The organism is Paenibacillus sp. Aloe-11, from assembly GCF_000245715.1.
GTDB lineage: Bacteria > Bacillota > Bacilli > Paenibacillales > Paenibacillaceae > Paenibacillus > Paenibacillus kribbensis.
In genome coordinates, this window is sequence record NZ_JH601072.1 from 26983 (window position 1) to 44978 (window position 17996).

The following is a 17996-nucleotide window of genomic DNA, read 5'->3' on the forward strand; positions in this document are numbered from 1 at the left end:
CGGATACTTTTTGGAAAAACCTTGAGTATACCGATCAGCTAATACACTGTATTACTCGCCGCCTTTGGTTTTGGCAACGATCTCTTCAGCAATGCTCTTCGGAACTTCTTCATAATGATGAAGCTCCATGGAGAACACACCGCGTCCTTGTGTACCGGAACGAAGTGTAGTCGAATATCCAAACATTTCGGACAATGGAACCATTGCACGAATAATTTGGGCACCACCACGGGAATCCATACCTTCAATCCGACCACGACGGGAGTTCAACATACCCATTACGTCACCCATGTATTCCTCTGGAACCGTTACTTCAACTTTCATAATCGGCTCGAGCAATACTGGTTTACATTTGTCTTTCGCTGCTTTCAGCGCCATTGAGCCGGCAATTTTAAATGCCATTTCATTGGAATCGACATCATGGTATGATCCATCCACAATTGTAGCTTTAACGTCCACAAGCGGGAAGCCCGCCAGGACACCGTTTTTCATTTGCTCTTCAATACCAGCAAGTGCAGGACCGATGTATTCTCTTGGAACAGAACCACCGACAACCTTGCTTTCAAACTGGCTACCAGTACCTGCTTCGAGTGGTTCGAACTCAACCCATACGTGACCGTACTGACCACGACCACCGGATTGGCGAACAAACTTACCTTCAACACGCGCTGGAGCGCGGAATGTTTCACGGTATGCTACCTGTGGTTTACCAACATTGGTTTCCACTTTGAACTCACGACGCATACGGTCAATGATAATGTCCAAGTGAAGCTCACCCATACCTGCCAAGATGGTTTGGCCAGTTTCTTCGTTAGTAGAAGCGCGAAGAGTTGGATCTTCTTCGGTCAACTTACCGAGGGCAACTGCCATTTTGTCTTGGTCAGCTTTGGTTTTAGGCTCAACCGCGATTTCGATAACCGGATCAGGGAAGTTCATGGACTCAAGAATAACAGGATTCTTCTCATCACACAGTGTATCACCTGTACCTGTATCTTTCAAACCTACGGCTGCCGCAATATCACCGGAGTAAACTTCAGTGATTTCTTGACGGCTGTTCGCATGCATTTGAAGAATACGTCCGATACGTTCGCGTTTGCCCTTTGTTGCATTCAATACGTATGAACCGGATTGAAGCACACCGGAATATACGCGGAAGAATGTCAACTTACCCACGTAAGGATCCGTCATAATTTTGAAGGCCAATGCGGAGAAAGGCTCTTCATCAGAAGAATGACGTTCAACTTCCGTTCCATCTTCCAGATGACCTTGAATACTTGGTACATCAATAGGAGCTGGCAGGTAGTCAACAACAGCATCCAACATCAACTGAACACCTTTGTTACGGTAAGAAGATCCACAGATAACAGGGAAGATCTTAACCTCTACAACACCTTTACGGAGAGCGGCTTTAATTTCTTCAACGGAAATCTCTTCGCCTTCCAGGTATTTCATAGTCAAATCTTCGTCCAGTTCTGCAACCTTCTCAATCAATTCGTTGCGAAGTTCTTCAACTTGATCTTTGAATTCCGCAGGAATTTCGGTTTCTTCGATATCTTGACCAAGGTCATCTTTGTACATATAGGCCTTTTGTCCAACAATATCAATGATACCTAAAAAGTCATTTTCAGCGCCGATTGGCAATTGAATCGCAACTGCGTTCGCTTGAAGGCGATCACGCATGTCAGAGACAACATTCAGGAAGTCAGCACCAATGATATCCATTTTGTTTACATATGCGATCCGAGGAACGCCATAGCGATCAGCCTGTCTCCATACGGTTTCGGACTGAGGCTCAACGCCTTCTTTCGCACTGAAAACACCAACTGCTCCGTCCAATACACGAAGGGAACGTTCAACTTCAACAGTGAAGTCAACGTGCCCCGGGGTGTCGATGATATTGACGCGGTGACCTTTCCAGGCAGCGGTCGTCGCAGCGGAAGTAATCGTGATTCCGCGCTCTTGTTCTTGTTCCATCCAGTCCATTGTCGCAGCGCCTTCGTGAACTTCACCGATTTTGTGCGTACGGCCTGTGTAGAACAAGATCCGCTCTGTTGTTGTGGTTTTACCCGCGTCAATATGAGCCATGATCCCGATATTACGTGTATTTTTCAAGGAGAACTCTCTTGCCATGAAATGGGTCTCCCTTCAAAATTGAAGTTATTTTTTTGAGCTGAATCCTACCAACGATAGTGAGCAAACGCTTTGTTCGCTTCAGCCATTTTGTGTGTGTCTTCACGTTTTTTCACGGAAGCGCCTGTGTTGTTGGAAGCATCGATAATCTCAGCCGCCAAACGCTCTTCCATAGTCTTCTCGCCGCGGTTGCGGGAGTAGTTTACGAGCCAACGTAATCCCAGGGACGTACGTCTTTCTGGTTTTACCTCGATTGGTACTTGGTAGTTGGCACCGCCGACACGGCGTGCTTTAACTTCCAGGACTGGCATGATATTCTTGATAGCTGCTTCAAAAACTTCCATCGGGTCATTCCCCGTACGTTCTTGGATAAGCTTGAACGCATTGTACAGAATGCTTTGAGCAACGCCTCGTTTTCCGTCGAGCATGATGCGGTTGATCAAGCGGGTAACCAACTTGCTGTTGTATACCGGATCTGGCAACACGTCTCTTTTGGTAACTGGACCTTTGCGTGGCATGGATATCCCCCTTTCTTACATGTTAAACCTACATACGCGGTTTATATTCATTAGGATTTTTTAGCTTTAGGGCGTTTTGCGCCGTATTTGGAACGAGCTTGCATGCGGTTGTTTACGCCTGCAGTATCCAAAGCACCGCGAACGATATGGTAACGCACACCCGGAAGGTCTTTTACACGACCGCCACGAATCAGCACTACGCTGTGTTCTTGAAGGTTATGTCCAATACCTGGAATGTAAGCAGTCACCTCTACACGGTTCGTCAAACGAACACGAGCATATTTACGAAGTGCGGAGTTTGGTTTTTTCGGAGTCATAGTACCTACACGAGTGCACACTCCGCGTTTTTGCGGGGCACTGATGTCGGTAGCTTCACGTTTCAAGGCATTAAAACCTTTTTGCAAAGCCGGTGATTTCGATTTCTCGATTTTGGCTTGACGTCCTTTACGAACCAGTTGGTTAATAGTTGGCATGTTGGTTGCCACCCCCTTCCTCAATTTTTGCTGTTACTTTATAAACCTTTTTCTAAGCCCACAGACCCAGGCGGTTCATAAAAGAACAAATGAAAAGTCTTTGCCGCCAAGAATACAATTCCCTAGACAAAAACGTTCCTTACCCTATTGTTTTACGATAGCAGCCATTGCGGCCCCCACTTCAATCCCACATGCAGCTCCGAGATTTTTCATTGTGTCTACGAGAGTCACTTTGACTCCTTGCTTGTTGCACAAAGCAATGATGTTGGAAGTGAGACGCTGATCTGCGTCTTCTGCCACATATACTTCAGAGGCGAAGCCCAATTCTACCATACGAATGGTTTGTTTGGTACCGATTTTGACATGAGCATCTTGCAGTCCCTGTTCTTTAGACATATCTCATTCCTCCGAAAAGACCAATAGCATATAGGCTGCTCACGCACCTTTGCTATATTAGCATTGACTATTAACAATGTCAAGACAATTATCAACTATAATTCACTTAACCAAAGCTAACACGTTCATTTTCAGAAAAAACACCGGAACACCCCCTGCTGAAGCCTTTACGCAAGACTCCAGCAAGGATAAGATGCCCCGGGTATTAATGCTTTTTATTATTCAGCGGAAATCGGCTCAAGTTCCTCAGATGAGGATTGCTCCTCTTCCGGCTGGGCAAATTTCACACTACGGTAGCGGTTCATGCCTGTTCCAGCAGGAATCAGCTTACCGATAATTACATTTTCTTTCAGACCAAGCAACTGATCGACTTTGCCCTTAATGGCAGCATCGGTCAGGACACGAGTAGTTTCCTGGAAGGAAGCTGCTGACAAGAAGGAATCAGTTTCCAGAGACGCCTTGGTAATACCTAGCAGAACCGGTTTAGCTACCGCTGGCTCCTGTCCGCTGAGAATCGCTATCTTATTCGCATTTTCATACTCATGCACATCAACAAAGGAGCCTGGAAGCAGCGTCGTGGCACCCGCATCAATGATACGGATTTTACGCAGCATTTGACGAATCATAACTTCCACGTGCTTATCGTTGATTTCTACGCCCTGATTTCGGTATACACGTTGAACTTCCTGAAGGATATAGTTTTGTACCCCGCGAATACCTTTAATACGCAGCATTTCTTTAGGGTCAATTGAACCATCCGTCAGTTCGTCCCCGGCTTCAACAGTCATGCCTTCGCTTACACGCAGACGTGAACCATAAGTTACCGAGTAAGTTTTCGTTTCAGCTTCACCCTGAATGTCGATTTCACGACGGTCTTTACCTTCACGTACTTCTTTAACTATACCGTCAATTTCACTGATGGTTGCCTGACCTTTAGGATTACGCGCTTCGAAAAGCTCCTGGATACGAGGCAAACCTTGTGTAATATCGTCTCCTGCTACGCCGCCTGTGTGGAACGTACGCATGGTGAGCTGTGTTCCCGGTTCACCGATGGATTGCGCCGCGATAATACCAACCGCTTCACCAATCTCAACATGCTTACCAGTAGCCAGATTACGACCGTAGCACTTTTTGCAGACGCCATGTTTGGCGCGGCAGCTTAGTACGGAACGAATTTGGACCTTCTCTACACCAGCTTTAACAATCGCTTCAGCTTTGTTGGAGTCAATCAGTTCGTTGCGTCTAGCCAAGATCTCTCCGGTCTCCGGATGACGTACTGTTTCGAAGCAATAACGGCCTTCCAGACGATCGTACAGGTCCTCAATTACTTCTTTGCCGTCCTGGATACGACTTACCGTAAAGCCTTTATCCGTTCCGCAGTCATCTTCGCGCACGATAACATCCTGTGCCACATCAACGAGACGACGAGTCAGGTAACCAGAGTCAGCCGTACGCAGGGCTGTATCCGCCAAACCTTTACGCGCTCCGTGTGTGGAGATGAAGTACTCGAGTACTGTCAGACCTTCACGGAAATTCGATTTGATTGGGAGCTCGATAATACGACCGGATGGATTCGCCATCAGTCCACGCATACCGCCGAGCTGGGTAATCTGTGATTTGTTACCACGCGCTTTGGAGTCAACCATCATCATGATGGAGTTGTAGCGATCCATGGATTTCATCAAAATGTCTGTAATATCGTCTTTAGCCTTGGACCAAATATCAATAATCCGGTCATAGCGTTCCTCGTTCGTAATCAGACCACGACGGTACTGATTTGTTACGACTTGTGCTTTATCGTCAGACGCTTTAAGAATATCCTGTTTCTCTTGAGGCACAACTACGTCTGCCACAGCAACCGTAACACCTGCACGAGTAGAATACGTAAAGCCCAGCTGCTTGATCTTATCCAGAATTACAGCGGTTTCTGTCGTATGGTAAATCTCAAAGCAACGAGCGATGATATTACCAAGGTAATCCTTGCCCACCCCACCAGCTTGTGGAGCATTTTGGATGGCTTCAGTAAGATCTGCACCCTTCTCGTAAACAAAGAACTCCTCCGCAGTACCATAAAGCAGGTTGGCACGAGTAGCGTCATTGATGTACGGGAAGCTTGCCGGGAAGATCTCATTAAAGATAATTTTACCCACGGTTGTAATCAACATTGCTTCCTGTTGCTTCTCTGTAAAGCTCGTTTTATTCAAAGCTTTAACTGGAATAGCTACACGAGCATGAAGACCCGCTGTACCGCGCTGGTAAGCCGAGATCGCCTCATTCGGGTTACGGAGGATCATGTTGCTTCCTTTTTCTTCCTTGTTATCCATAGTCAAATAGAAAGAACCAAGGACCATATCCTGGGAAGGAGTAACAACAGGCTTGCCGTCTTTTGGATTCAAAATGTTGCCGGATGCCAGCATGAGCAGACGAGCTTCTGCTTGAGCTTCCGCAGACAACGGAACGTGAACCGCCATTTGGTCACCGTCAAAGTCGGCATTGTATGCCGTACATACGAGTGGGTGCAAACGAATCGCACGACCTTCAACCAAAATCGGTTCAAACGCTTGAATACCCAGTCTATGCAGCGTAGGGGCACGGTTTAGAAGAACCGGATGCTCCTTGATTACTTCTTCGAGCACATCCCATACTTCTGCGCTCACACGCTCTACTTTACGCTTCGCGCTCTTGATGTTGTGTGCCAGACCTTTATTGACAAGTTCTTTCATAACAAAAGGCTTGAACAGTTCCAGCGCCATTTCTTTCGGCAAACCGCATTGGTACATCTTCAAGTACGGACCTACTACGATAACGGAACGACCGGAGTAGTCAACACGTTTTCCGAGCAAGTTTTGACGGAAACGTCCTTGTTTACCTTTCAGCATATGGCTGAGGGATTTCAAAGGACGATTACCCGGACCTGTAACAGGACGACCACGACGACCATTATCAATCAGAGCGTCAACAGCTTCCTGCAGCATCCGTTTTTCATTTTGTACGATAATATCTGGCGCACCCAGATCTAACAGGCGTTTCAGACGGTTATTACGGTTAATAACACGGCGATACAGATCATTCAGGTCGGAAGTAGCAAAACGTCCACCATCCAGCTGTACCATTGGACGAAGCTCAGGAGGAATAACAGGCAATACGTCCATAATCATCCAATCCGGCTGGTTGCCGGAGTTACGGAACGCCTCGATAACTTCAAGACGCTTGATGGCACGGTTACGACGTTGTCCTTGAGCTGTACGCAGCTCTTCTTTCAGGAATTCCAGTTCTTTATCGATGTCCAAATCTTGAAGAAGCTTTTTAACCGCTTCGGCACCCATACCTGCCTGGAATCCGTAGCCGTATTTTTCACGGTAGCTGCGGTATTCTTTTTCGGACAGAAGCTGTTTTTTCTCCAGCGGCGTATCTCCTGGATCAGTTACAACATAAGATGCGAAGTAAATGATCTCTTCGAGAGATCTTGGAGACATATCAAGAGCAAGACCCATACGGCTTGGAATGCCTTTGAAGTACCAAATGTGCGATACAGGGGCAGCCAACTCGATGTGTCCCATGCGTTCACGACGAACTTTAGCGCGGGTAACTTCTACACCACAACGGTCACAGACAACACCTTTATAGCGTACACGTTTGTACTTACCACAATGACATTCCCAATCTTTCGTAGGTCCAAAAATTTTCTCGCAAAATAGTCCTTCTTTTTCCGGTTTAAGCGTACGATAGTTAATCGTCTCCGGTTTTTTGACTTCTCCGCGGGACCAAGAACGAATTTTTTCGGGGGAAGCAAGCCCGATTTTCATATATTCGAAATTGTTAACGTCCAACAAGGAGCAACCCTCCTTAACCAAATCCTGAGTTTTTAGGTTTGATACCGCCCGGCATAACCGGGCGGTATCAAGAAGCCCATTCCATCCTAAAATGGATCAAGGCATATACAAAGTTGATATGATTCAGTCGGCAACAAACTACTCTACGCCAACCTCAGAGCCTTCCAGATTCAAACTCAGCTTATCGCCAGTTGTATCATCTTCATCATCAAGCTCTCTCATTTCGATCTCTTGTTCGTCTTCGGACAGAATCTTCACGTCCATCCCCAAGCTTTGCAGCTCTTTGATCAAGACCTTGAATGATTCAGGAACACCCGGTTCAGGGACATTTTCACCTTTGACGATGGATTCGTAGGTTTTAACACGTCCAACCACATCATCGGATTTCACAGTCAAAATTTCCTGAAGCGTGTACGCCGCGCCGTAGGCTTCCAGCGCCCATACTTCCATCTCCCCGAAGCGCTGACCACCGAATTGAGCTTTACCACCCAATGGTTGTTGCGTAACGAGAGAGTAAGGACCCGTAGAGCGGGCATGGATTTTATCGTCAACCATGTGCGCAAGTTTAATCATGTGCATGACACCAACAGTAACTTCACGTTCAAAACGATCACCTGTACGGCCGTCATACAACACAGTCTTACCGTTACGCTGCATGCCTGCTTCTTCCATAGTATCGAACACGTCATACTCCTTGGCACCATCAAATACTGGCGTAGCCACATGAATACCAAGACGCATTGCAGCCATACCCAGATGGACTTCGAGCACCTGTCCGATGTTCATCCGCGAAGGTACGCCCAGTGGGTTGAGAACGACCTGTACCGGTGTACCATCCGGCAGGAACGGCATATCTTCCTCAGGCAAGATACGGGCAACGACACCCTTGTTACCGTGACGTCCAGCCATTTTATCGCCTTCGGAGATTTTACGTTTTTGAGCAATGTATACGCGTACCAGTTGGTTCACACCCGGTGGCAGCTCATCGCCATTTTCACGTGTAAACACTTTAACGTCTACAACGATTCCGTCTGTTCCGTGAGGAACTCTCAAGGAAGTATCGCGAACCTCGCGTGCCTTCTCACCAAAGATTGCATGCAAGAGACGCTCTTCGGCTGTCAGCTCAGTCACACCCTTAGGTGTTACTTTACCAACGAGAATGTCGCCTGCGGCGATTTCAGCACCAATGCGAATGATGCCGCGCTCATCCAGATTACGAAGCGCTTCTTCACCAACATTCGGGATATCACGAGTAATTTCTTCAGGTCCAAGCTTCGTATCGCGGGCCTCGGATTCGTATTCCTCGATATGGATCGAGGTGTATACATCCTCCTTAACCAGCTTCTCGCTCAGCAGGATCGCATCCTCATAGTTGTAACCTTCCCAAGTCATGAAGGCCACGACAACGTTACGTCCCAATGCCAACTCGCCCATCTCTGTGGAAGGACCGTCTGCAAGAATATCGCCAACTTTGACAATATCGCCTCTGTTAACAATTGGCCGCTGATTGATGCATGTTCCTTGGTTAGAACGCATAAATTTGTGTAATTTATACTTAACAATGTCGCCTTTTACTTCAGCGCCATCTACAGTTTCAATACGGCGCAGCCAAATTTCATTAGCCGAAGAACGTTCGATTACCCCGTTGTACTTGGACACAACGCAAACACCGGAATCTTTTGCAGACTTATGCTCCATTCCTGTTCCAACCAAAGGAGCCTTTGGAATCAGGAGCGGGACAGCCTGCCGCTGCATGTTGGAACCCATCAATGCGCGGTTAGAGTCATCGTTCTCCAGGAACGGAATCAGTGCAGTTGCGACCGATACGACCTGTTTAGGTGATACGTCCATGTAATCAACACGGCTACTCGCCATTGGAATAATGTTATCAGACTGTTTGTTATAGCGGACAATGACGACTTCATCCTTAAAAGTGTTTTCCTCAGTCAATTCCGCATTTGCCTGGGCTACGATGTAGTTATCTTCTTCATCAGCAGTCAGGTAATCAATCTGATCTGTAACTTTTCCGGTTTTCGGATCTACCCAACGATAAGGAGCTTCGATAAATCCGTACTCGTTGATACGCGCGAAGGTAGACAAGGAGTTAATCAAACCAATGTTCGGTCCCTCCGGCGTCTCGATAGGACACATACGGCCGTAGTGACTCGGATGGACGTCACGTACTTCCATGCCTGCGCGCTCACGTGTCAAACCACCAGGTCCGAGTGCGGACAAACGACGTTTGTGTGTCAATTCAGCAAGCGGGTTCGTCTGATCCATAAACTGAGACAGCTGGGAGCTACCAAAGAACTCTTTAATCGAGGCGATTACCGGACGTATGTTAATCAGCGCCTGTGGCGTAATTACATTGGCATCCTGGATCGACATTCTTTCGCGAACCACGCGTTCCATACGGGACAAACCGATACGGAACTGATTCTGGAGCAACTCACCTACAGAACGCAAACGACGGTTACCCAAGTGGTCAATATCGTCTGTGCTTCCGATTCCGTGAAGCAAGTTAATAAAATAACTGATGGAGGAAATAATATCGGCAGGCGTAATATTTTTAACCGATTTATCAATATTTCCGTTAGCAATCAGTTTTACAACTTTACCATCCTCAATTGGTGAGAATACGTCAATCGTTTGAAGCGGAATATCATTGCTTTCCAGTACGCCACTAGCAACATGATACGTACGGTGTCCAACCGATTCTTCCAGTTGGGCCAAAATCTCGTCCAACAGACGGCGGTCAACCATTTGTCCTGCTTCAGCGATGATTTCACCCGTTGTCGTATCAATCAGGGTCTCAGCAAGCCGTTGATTGAACAGGCGGTTTTTGATGTGAAGCTTTTTATTGATTTTGTAGCGGCCTACGTTGGCCAGATCATAACGTTTTGGATCAAAGAAGCGTGCAACGAGCAAGCTCTTTGCATTATCCAGTGTAGGCGGCTCACCCGGACGAAGACGCTCATAAATTTCAATCAGCGCTTTCTCCGTAGAGTCAGTATTGTCTTTATCAAGCGTGTTACGGATATATTCGTCATTGCCGAGCAAATCCAAAATCTCAGCATCAGTGCCAAAGCCAAGCGCACGCAGCAACACCGTAACCGGAATTTTACGGGTACGGTCAATCCGGACATAGATAATATCCTTCGCATCCATCTCCAGCTCGAGCCAAGCCCCCCGGTTAGGAATTACCGTTGCGGTGTATGTTGTTTTCGCATTCTTGTCGACTTTTGTGCTGAAATAGACGCTGGGAGAGCGAACCAACTGGCTGACAATAACCCGTTCCGCACCGTTAATAATAAACGTACCCGTTTCAGTCATCAGCGGGAAGTCTCCCATGAATACTTCCTGCTCTTTCACTTCCCCGGTTTCTTTATTAATAAGCCGGACTTTTACCCGAAGCGGTGCTGCATACGTCACGTCGCGTTCCTTTGCGTCGTCAACGGTATATTTAGGTTCTCCGAGAGAGTAATCGATAAATTCCAGAATCAGGTTTCCTGTGAAATCCTGAATTGGCGAAATATCCCGAAACATCTCCCGTAATCCTTCCTCCAAAAACCAATCATAGGATTTTTGTTGGATTTCAATCAGGTTCGGAACCTCGAGTACCTCATTAATACGTGCATAACTGCGCCGAGTGCGTCGACCATATTGAACAAGATGTCCTGCCAACTTAAACTCACCCCTCATGTCTACTCACTTTAAAAATACATTGCGAACCTCTGTTTGTGACCTTATAATAAGACACATACAGAAGATTCAATCTTACAAATACAGAAAAGCCCTTACTCGAATGCATTCGAAAAAAGAGCGACGTATCTGCAGAATCCTCTTGCCGGAAGATCTTCATCACTTGTAGATTTGCCCAAAATGATTATATTATACGTAATAGGGAGACATACTATACCCTTCTACGCATAAACCTATTGACATTTCAACAAACTAAAGCCATGGAGGGCATCCTAATACTGACATTTTACAATGATATCACAGACCAGGATTCAAGTCAATGGTCCTATTGCTTTTTTCCAAAACTTTTTTCAGCTTTTAAAATTCGATAACCTTTATCCTTCGTAACTTCCTCCACACAGCCAAAAAGACTCTCGATTTTAGCACTCGCCGAAGGAGCCCCCTGCTTTTTCTGGATGACCACCCACAAAGCTCCACCTTCGTTTAAATGCTCATACGCCAACTCGAAAATAGCATGTACCGTTTCTTTCCCTGCACGTATAGGTGGATTCGTCAAAATTACGTCAAAATGCTGATGCTTCACTTCCGCGAACAAATCACTTTGCTTAACGGTTACATTCTTAATCCCATTTCGTTCCGCATTTTCTTTTGCCAGTTGAACGGCTCGCTCATTAATATCAATCATTGTAACGTGGCCCTCTGGCACAAGCGTTGCTGCCGTCAATCCAATCGGTCCATACCCACATCCGACATCCAACACGGAGGCTTGTACGGGAAGCTGCATCGCTTCAATCAGCACACGACTGCCGTAATCAATCCCTTGCTTTGAAAAAACACCTGAATCACTGGCAAAACGGTATGTCCGTCCCCTTAGCACTGTCTCCAGACTCCGTCGTTCATGCGCCGCCTCTGGCCGTTTAGAGTAATAATGATCAGCCATTCATGACCACCTCTTTCGGTTGTAATACCATCATAGCCTTTGTCATCATGTTTCAGACATGCTGATACTACCGTTTTACAGCAACAAACCCCTTGAAGATCACCTCAAGGGGTTTGTTTTAACTCATTGTCTGCTAGATAGCAGTCAATTATTTTACTTCTACAGAAGCGCCTGCTTCTTCCAATTTTGCTTTAATGGATTCAGCTTCTTCTTTAGCGATTTTTTCTTTCAGTGGTTTTGGAGCGTTGTCAACCAGTTCTTTTGCTTCTTTCAGGCCAAGACCTGTGATTTCGCGAACTGCTTTGATAACGTTGATTTTGGAAGCGCCAGCGCTTGCCAGGATTACGTCGAACTCGGATTGCTCAGCTTCTGCTGCGCCACCTGCTGCGCCGCCAACTACAGCTACTGGAGCTGCTGCAGTTACGCCGAATTCTTCTTCGATTGCTTTAACGAGATCGTTCAGTTCCAATACGGACATACCTTTAATTGCTTCCAAGATTTGCTCTTTACTCATGGTTGAACCTCCATTTAAATTCGTATTTTTTGTTTTTAACTGCTATACAGCAGGTTTAATCCTTAACTTATGCGCTTTGCTCTTCTTTTTCCGCAACAGCTTTAACTGCAAGCGCGAAGTTGCGCATAGGAGCTTGAAGCACGCTGAGGAGCATAGAAAGGAGACCTTCGCGGGATGGCAGTTCTGCCAGCGCTTTGACTTCCTCAACACCGATAACGCGACCTTCTACAACTCCGCCTTTCAGTTCGAGCGCATTGTTTTTCTTAGCGAAATCATTCAAGATTTTAGCTGCAGACACAGCATCATCTTTGCCGAACGCGATTGCAGTAGGACCTGTCAATACTGCGTCCAGTTCAGTCAATTCTGCTGCCGCAGTAGCGCGACGAAGCAGCGTGTTTTTCAGCACTTGAAATTCGACTCCGGCTTCGCGAAGCTGCTTACGCAGCTCAGTTACTTGGGCAACATTCAGACCGCGATAGTCCGCAACCACAGTCGTTACGCTCTCGCGCAATTTTGCAGCTACAACTTCCACAGCTTCTTGTTTTGCTTGAATCACCTTTGCATTTGCCAAACTGTACACCTCCTGATCAATTTATCCGCTCTGTTCGAAACACCTGATCCGGTAATCTCCCAAAGCTGCTTTCTTGAGCATGAAAAAAGCCTCCGTAGAGTACGAAGGCTTGATAAATCCACATGGACGGGACAAGCCCGCCACATGAAACGTTCTATCATAACACCTCGGTAGGAAATTAAGCCCGAAAGCACCTACTGTCTACGGTAAGCATATTCAACTTTAACAGTCAGTCACAAGGACTCACAACTTTTACAGAATAACAAATTCGATTGAACGTGTCAATCAAAATATTATCTGTAAACAGATGCGTTCACACGTGCACTTGGTCCCATAGTCGAAGAAATAGCGATGTTTTTCAGGTATACACCTTTAGCAGCCGCTGGCTTCGCACGGTTCAAGGCTTCAATCAAGGCTTTAAGGTTCTCGTTCAGTTGTTCAGCACTGAAGGAAGCTTTGCCGATTGGTGCATGAATTTGACCTGCTTTGTCGAGACGGTATTCGATTTTACCGGCTTTAATTTCTTGAACAGCCTTGGCAACATCGAAAGTAACTGTGCCTGCTTTAGGGTTAGGCATCAAGCCTTTACCACCGAGCAAACGACCCAGTTTACCAACCTCACTCATCATATCAGGTGTCGCAACGCAGACGTCGAATTCGAACCAGCCTTGTTGGATTTTATTGATCATATCTTGATCGCCAACAAAATCAGCGCCAGCCGCTTCCGCTTCTTTCACTTTGTCACCTTTTGCAAATACCAGAACGCGTTGTGTTTTACCTGTACCATGCGGCAGGACAACAACACCACGAACAGCCTGGTCTTGTTTACGGGAATCTACGCCCAGACGAACTGCTGCTTCAACGGTTTCGTCGAATTTAGCAGTTGCAGCCTTTTTCACCAGTTCAACGGCTTCCAAAGGCTCATAAGTTGCTTCGCTGTCAATCAGCTTAGCAGCTTCCAGGTACTTCTTACCATGTTTAGCCATTATGTTTTCCTCCTTATGTGGTATTAGCGGATATTCCTCCCACACTTGCCGGACAGTCAAACTGCCGACACACGTAGATTAATAAAATTAATCTACGATGGTGATACCCATGCTGCGAGCAGTACCTTCAACCATACGCATTGCCGATTCTACGGAAGCTGCGTTAAGGTCAGGCATTTTTTGCTCTGCAATTTGACGAACAGCAGCGCGATTTACAGTTGCAACTTTCGTTTTATTCGGTTCACCGGAACCTTTTTCGATTTTAGCAGCAACTTTCAACAGAACAGCAGCCGGTGGAGTTTTGGTGATGAACGTAAAAGAACGATCTTCAAATACCGAAATTTCAACCGGGATAATCAGGCCTGCTTGATCAGCAGTACGAGCATTGAACTCTTTACAGAATGCCATGATGTTGACACCTGCTTGACCCAAAGCTGGACCTACTGGAGGCGCTGGATTAGCTTTCCCTGCAGGAATCTGCAGTTTTACCATTTTAATTACCTTTTTTGCCATGGATGACACCTCCTTGACTCAATAGTGGTAGACGGACCTATTGATCCTCCCACAAGAAACCTGTAAGAAAAATCTATATTTTCTCCACTTGAGTATAATCCAACTCAAGCGGGGTTTCCCGTCCAAACATGTTGACGTGAACCTTAAGCTTGCTTTTCTCAACCAAAATTTCTTCCACGGAGCCCACAAAATTCGCAAAAGGACCAACTTTAATCCGCACGGATTCCTTAACATCGAATTCAATCTTCGGTTTCGGCTCTACCATGCCCATATGCTTCAGAATCTGTTCAACTTCTTCCGGAAGCAATGGCGTCGGTTTGGAACCCGAGCCTGTCGACCCTACAAATCCCGTAACACCTGGTGTATTGCGAACAACATACCAAGAGTCGTCGGTTTGGACCATTTCGACTAAGACATAACCAGGGTATACTTTACGCATAACGGTTTTTTTCTTACCGTCCTTGGTTACCAGTTCTTCTTCCATTGGAACAAGAACACGGAATATCTTGTCTTCCATGCCCATGGACTCAACGCGTTTTTCCAAATTGGCTTTGACTTTGTTCTCATACCCTGAATAGGTATGAACGACATACCATCTTTTTTCCATACCAAGCCACCTGGAACCCTTCCTAGATAATCGCTTCGATCACAGCGGAAATGCCGATATCGAGAACCCAAAAATAAACCGTGACAAACGCAATTGTCCCAATGACAATCAGCGTATAGTTGGTCAGTTCTTTACGATTGGGCCAGCGAACCTTCTTGAGTTCAGCCCAGCTTTCAGAGAAAAAGGAAAACAGAGACTTGAAACTGCTTTTCACGCCGACTACACCTCCACAAACTATCTGGTTTCCCGATGAGAAGTCTGTTCGTTACAGAACTTACAGAATTTCTTCATCTCCATGCGGTCGGGGTGATTACGCTTGTTTTTCGTCGTTGTGTAATTTCTTTGTTTGCAAGTTGTACAAGCCAAAGTAATAATTACCCGCATGATGTGCACCTCCCGAAGACATCCAACACCGGAAGTCTCTTAATTGATCCTAAAAAAAACCGCGAATTTAGGCCTACCTAAAACACTTTATCACACGGGGTTTTCCATGTCAACGAATGTTTGCATACATTTCGCAGTCTCAACTGTGGTGCATTTTAACATCTGTTCATCCTTCGAAAATATTCCCTGAAAAACCGCTGCAAGATCCAAGCGACATCTATTATTCATATTTTTTAGTATAAATCATTTTGGGCACATATAAACCTGCGGATCCTGCCCTTAACGAATAAAAAAAGACTCGGACTCGAGCCTTTCCTTGTCAGCCTCTACTTTCAACTATCCCTTACTTCCAGATACTTTTCAAGTTTACGCTTGACCCGTTGCAGTGCATTATCAATCGATTTTACATGACGGTCAAGATCCTCTGCAATCTCCTGATACGAACGTCCGTCCAGATACAGCATAAGCACCTTTCGTTCCAGCTCGCTCAGAATTTCCGACATCTTGTCCTCGAGCCCTACAAACTCTTCCTGATTGATAATTAATTCCTCAGGGTCGCTTACTTGTGTTCCGCAAATCACATCGAGCAACGTCCGGTCTGACTCTTCATCATAGATGGGCTTGTCCAGAGATACGTAAGAATTCAGAGGAATGTGCTTTTGGCGTGTAGCCGTCTTGATTGCCGTAATAATCTGTCGCGTAATGCATAACTCGGCAAAGGCCTTGAACGAAGAAAGCTTGTCTCCCTTAAAATCACGAATGGATTTGTAGAGACCAATCATGCCCTCCTGAATAATATCCTCGCGATCGGCGCCGATCAGGAAGTAGGATCTGGCCTTGGCCCGCACAAAGTTCCGGTACTTATTAATCAGGAACTCCAGCGCCTCCCCATCACCTTCATGGACTGCTCCGACAATGTCTTCATCATTTTTGTAATCAAACTTTGACAACATGATATCCTTGAGGTCCACACTCACTAACAATCCCTCCGGCTGCAACGCAAGGTACCCGTTACTCTCTCAAATATACGACAAGTATACGCGATGCAACCTGATACCGTCAACCACAACAGCCTAAAAAAGAAGAGCGCTAACAAAATTGTCAATGGTTTCAAAATGGAGGGGCGACCAATTACTGGATTATTCTCTTCTCCATCGTTCAAACAGCTTTCGAAGCTCCGGGCTCAGCTTGGCATCCAGCGAGTTACGGGACAATTTAGCGCTATCCTGCTGAATTCGCTTCTGTACTTCCCTTTCGGATTCCTCAATCTCGATGAGCAGTTCCCGCGCCGATACCCTGAGTGCTCCCTGGCCAAAGGCGACATGCTGCTCTACCTGATCACTTGTCGCTACGTAAATGCTTCTCCTCTTGCTGCTCAGTTCCCGAACTAATCGCTCGATGCACTCGTCTGCTGTCTCTTTTTCTCTCGTAAAATAAATCTGGACTTTACTCTGGGCAAAAGTTTTACCCAATCCTGGCACCCTGTAAGCATCAAATACGACGATGACTCTTCTGCCGGAATACGCCTGATGATCTGCGAGTCGTTCGAGAAGTCTGTCCCTCGCTTCCTGCATACCAGACTGTACCAGTGCGGAAAGTTCGGGCCAGGCTCCAATCATGTTGTAACCGTCCACAAGCAGAACATCCCGCGTGTCAGCCATATCGTTAGCCCCGTGCCTGTCGTCCGCGCAATACTTCGTACATAACGACACCTGCAGCTACAGAAGCATTCAGGGAATTGATTTGCCCCGCCATCGGCAGCTTGACGAGCACGTCGCATTTTTCACGAATCAAACGACCCATTCCTTTATTTTCGTTGCCGATGACAATGGCCACCGGCCCCGTGAATACTCCATTCCCAAAAACAGGGTCGGTCGCTGCCACATCCGTGCCAACTACCCATACACCTTCTTCTTTAAGACGGTCAATGGTTTGCCCCAAATTATTCACACGCGCCACCGGGACATACTCAACAGCACCTGCCGATGTTTTGGACACCGTTACAGTTACGGCTGCCGAACGCCTTTTAGGCACAATAACACCATGCGCTCCTGTGCAATCCGCTGTACGAAGGATGGAGCCCAGATTATGCGGGTCTTCAATTTCATCCAGCAAAATCAAAAACGGCTCTTCCCCTTTATCACGGGCATTGGCGAGCAATTCTTCCACTTCAGCATAGGCAAAAGGCGCAGCCTGTGCAACCACTCCCTGATGCTGAATCCCCGGTACCATTTGATCCAGCTTACGCTTGTCCACCTGCTGAACAATGATTCCTGCTTTTTTGGCCTCAGCTGTAATCGGTAGTGTCAAATGCTTTTGCGCATTGTCTGCAATCCATATTTTATTTATCGTTCTACCTGAACGTAATGCCTCCGTTACCGAATGCTTACCGGCAATCCATTCTTCTTCCATAGCTAGCTTCCTCCCGG

At 46.5% G+C, this 17996-nt stretch carries 17 protein-coding genes and 1 other annotated feature; all 17 genes read right to left on the reverse strand.

Annotated features, from left to right (window positions below; all coding sequences use genetic code 11):
- Positions 1-51 precede the first annotated feature (51 nt).
- The 17 genes from fusA to rlmB all read right to left on the reverse strand — a co-directional run bounded on the left by fusA (position 52) and on the right by rlmB (position 17979).
- Positions 52-2130 (reverse strand): elongation factor G, encoded by a 2079-nt coding sequence (gene fusA, locus WG8_RS22570; protein ID WP_007432585.1) that lies wholly within the window; start codon positions 2128-2130, stop codon positions 52-54.
- A gap of 47 nt (positions 2131-2177) precedes the next feature.
- Positions 2178-2648 (reverse strand): 30S ribosomal protein S7, encoded by a 471-nt coding sequence (gene rpsG / locus WG8_RS22575; RefSeq protein WP_007432586.1) that lies wholly within the window; start codon positions 2646-2648, stop codon positions 2178-2180.
- A 50-nt stretch (positions 2649-2698) separates the two neighbouring features.
- Positions 2699-3121: a 30S ribosomal protein S12 gene (rpsL, locus tag WG8_RS22580; RefSeq protein ID WP_007432587.1), complete on the reverse strand. Its 423-nt coding sequence runs from the start codon at positions 3119-3121 to the stop codon at positions 2699-2701.
- Between the two features lie 144 nt (positions 3122-3265).
- Positions 3266-3517: a ribosomal L7Ae/L30e/S12e/Gadd45 family protein gene (locus WG8_RS22585; RefSeq protein ID WP_007432588.1), complete on the reverse strand. Its 252-nt coding sequence runs from the start codon at positions 3515-3517 to the stop codon at positions 3266-3268.
- A gap of 218 nt (positions 3518-3735) precedes the next feature.
- Positions 3736-7350, reverse strand: coding sequence for a DNA-directed RNA polymerase subunit beta' (gene rpoC, locus WG8_RS22590; RefSeq protein ID WP_007432589.1), 3615 nt, complete (start codon positions 7348-7350; stop codon positions 3736-3738).
- A 138-nt stretch (positions 7351-7488) separates the two neighbouring features.
- On the reverse strand, positions 7489-11034 hold the full coding sequence (gene rpoB / locus WG8_RS22595; protein WP_007432590.1) for a DNA-directed RNA polymerase subunit beta: 3546 nt from the start codon (positions 11032-11034) through the stop codon (positions 7489-7491).
- Positions 11035-11377: 343 nt separating this feature from the next.
- Positions 11378-11992: a class I SAM-dependent methyltransferase gene (locus tag WG8_RS22600; protein WP_007432591.1), complete on the reverse strand. Its 615-nt coding sequence runs from the start codon at positions 11990-11992 to the stop codon at positions 11378-11380.
- A gap of 148 nt (positions 11993-12140) precedes the next feature.
- Complete coding sequence (gene rplL, locus WG8_RS22605) at positions 12141-12506, reverse strand: 50S ribosomal protein L7/L12 (RefSeq protein WP_007432592.1); 366 nt, start codon at positions 12504-12506, stop codon at positions 12141-12143.
- Between the two features lie 67 nt (positions 12507-12573).
- Positions 12574-13077, reverse strand: coding sequence for a 50S ribosomal protein L10 (gene rplJ, locus WG8_RS22610; protein ID WP_007432593.1), 504 nt, complete (start codon positions 13075-13077; stop codon positions 12574-12576).
- A gap of 73 nt (positions 13078-13150) precedes the next feature.
- Positions 13151-13302 (reverse strand) — a sequence feature (ribosomal protein L10 leader region).
- A 68-nt stretch (positions 13303-13370) separates the two neighbouring features.
- Complete coding sequence (gene rplA / locus WG8_RS22615; RefSeq protein WP_007432594.1) at positions 13371-14063, reverse strand: 50S ribosomal protein L1; 693 nt, start codon at positions 14061-14063, stop codon at positions 13371-13373.
- Between the two features lie 87 nt (positions 14064-14150).
- Positions 14151-14576 (reverse strand): 50S ribosomal protein L11, encoded by a 426-nt coding sequence (rplK, locus tag WG8_RS22620; protein WP_007432595.1) that lies wholly within the window; start codon positions 14574-14576, stop codon positions 14151-14153.
- A 73-nt stretch (positions 14577-14649) separates the two neighbouring features.
- The gene (nusG, locus tag WG8_RS22625; RefSeq protein ID WP_007432596.1) at positions 14650-15183 is read right to left on the reverse strand and encodes a transcription termination/antitermination protein NusG; all 534 of its coding nucleotides are present in this window, start codon (positions 15181-15183) and stop codon (positions 14650-14652) included.
- A 22-nt stretch (positions 15184-15205) separates the two neighbouring features.
- The gene (secE, locus tag WG8_RS22630; RefSeq protein ID WP_007432597.1) at positions 15206-15397 is read right to left on the reverse strand and encodes a preprotein translocase subunit SecE; all 192 of its coding nucleotides are present in this window, start codon (positions 15395-15397) and stop codon (positions 15206-15208) included.
- Positions 15398-15417: 20 nt separating this feature from the next.
- Entirely contained in the window at positions 15418-15567 is a 150-nt protein-coding gene (gene rpmG, locus WG8_RS26840) for a 50S ribosomal protein L33 (protein ID WP_081752062.1), read from the reverse strand.
- Positions 15568-15899: 332 nt separating this feature from the next.
- Positions 15900-16544 (reverse strand): RNA polymerase sporulation sigma factor SigH, encoded by a 645-nt coding sequence (sigH, locus tag WG8_RS22635; protein ID WP_007432598.1) that lies wholly within the window; start codon positions 16542-16544, stop codon positions 15900-15902.
- A gap of 162 nt (positions 16545-16706) precedes the next feature.
- The gene (locus WG8_RS22640; protein ID WP_007432599.1) at positions 16707-17228 is read right to left on the reverse strand and encodes an NYN domain-containing protein; all 522 of its coding nucleotides are present in this window, start codon (positions 17226-17228) and stop codon (positions 16707-16709) included.
- A 4-nt stretch (positions 17229-17232) separates the two neighbouring features.
- Positions 17233-17979 (reverse strand): 23S rRNA (guanosine(2251)-2'-O)-methyltransferase RlmB, encoded by a 747-nt coding sequence (rlmB, locus tag WG8_RS22645; protein ID WP_007432600.1) that lies wholly within the window; start codon positions 17977-17979, stop codon positions 17233-17235.
- Between the last annotated feature and the right edge of the window lie 17 nt (positions 17980-17996).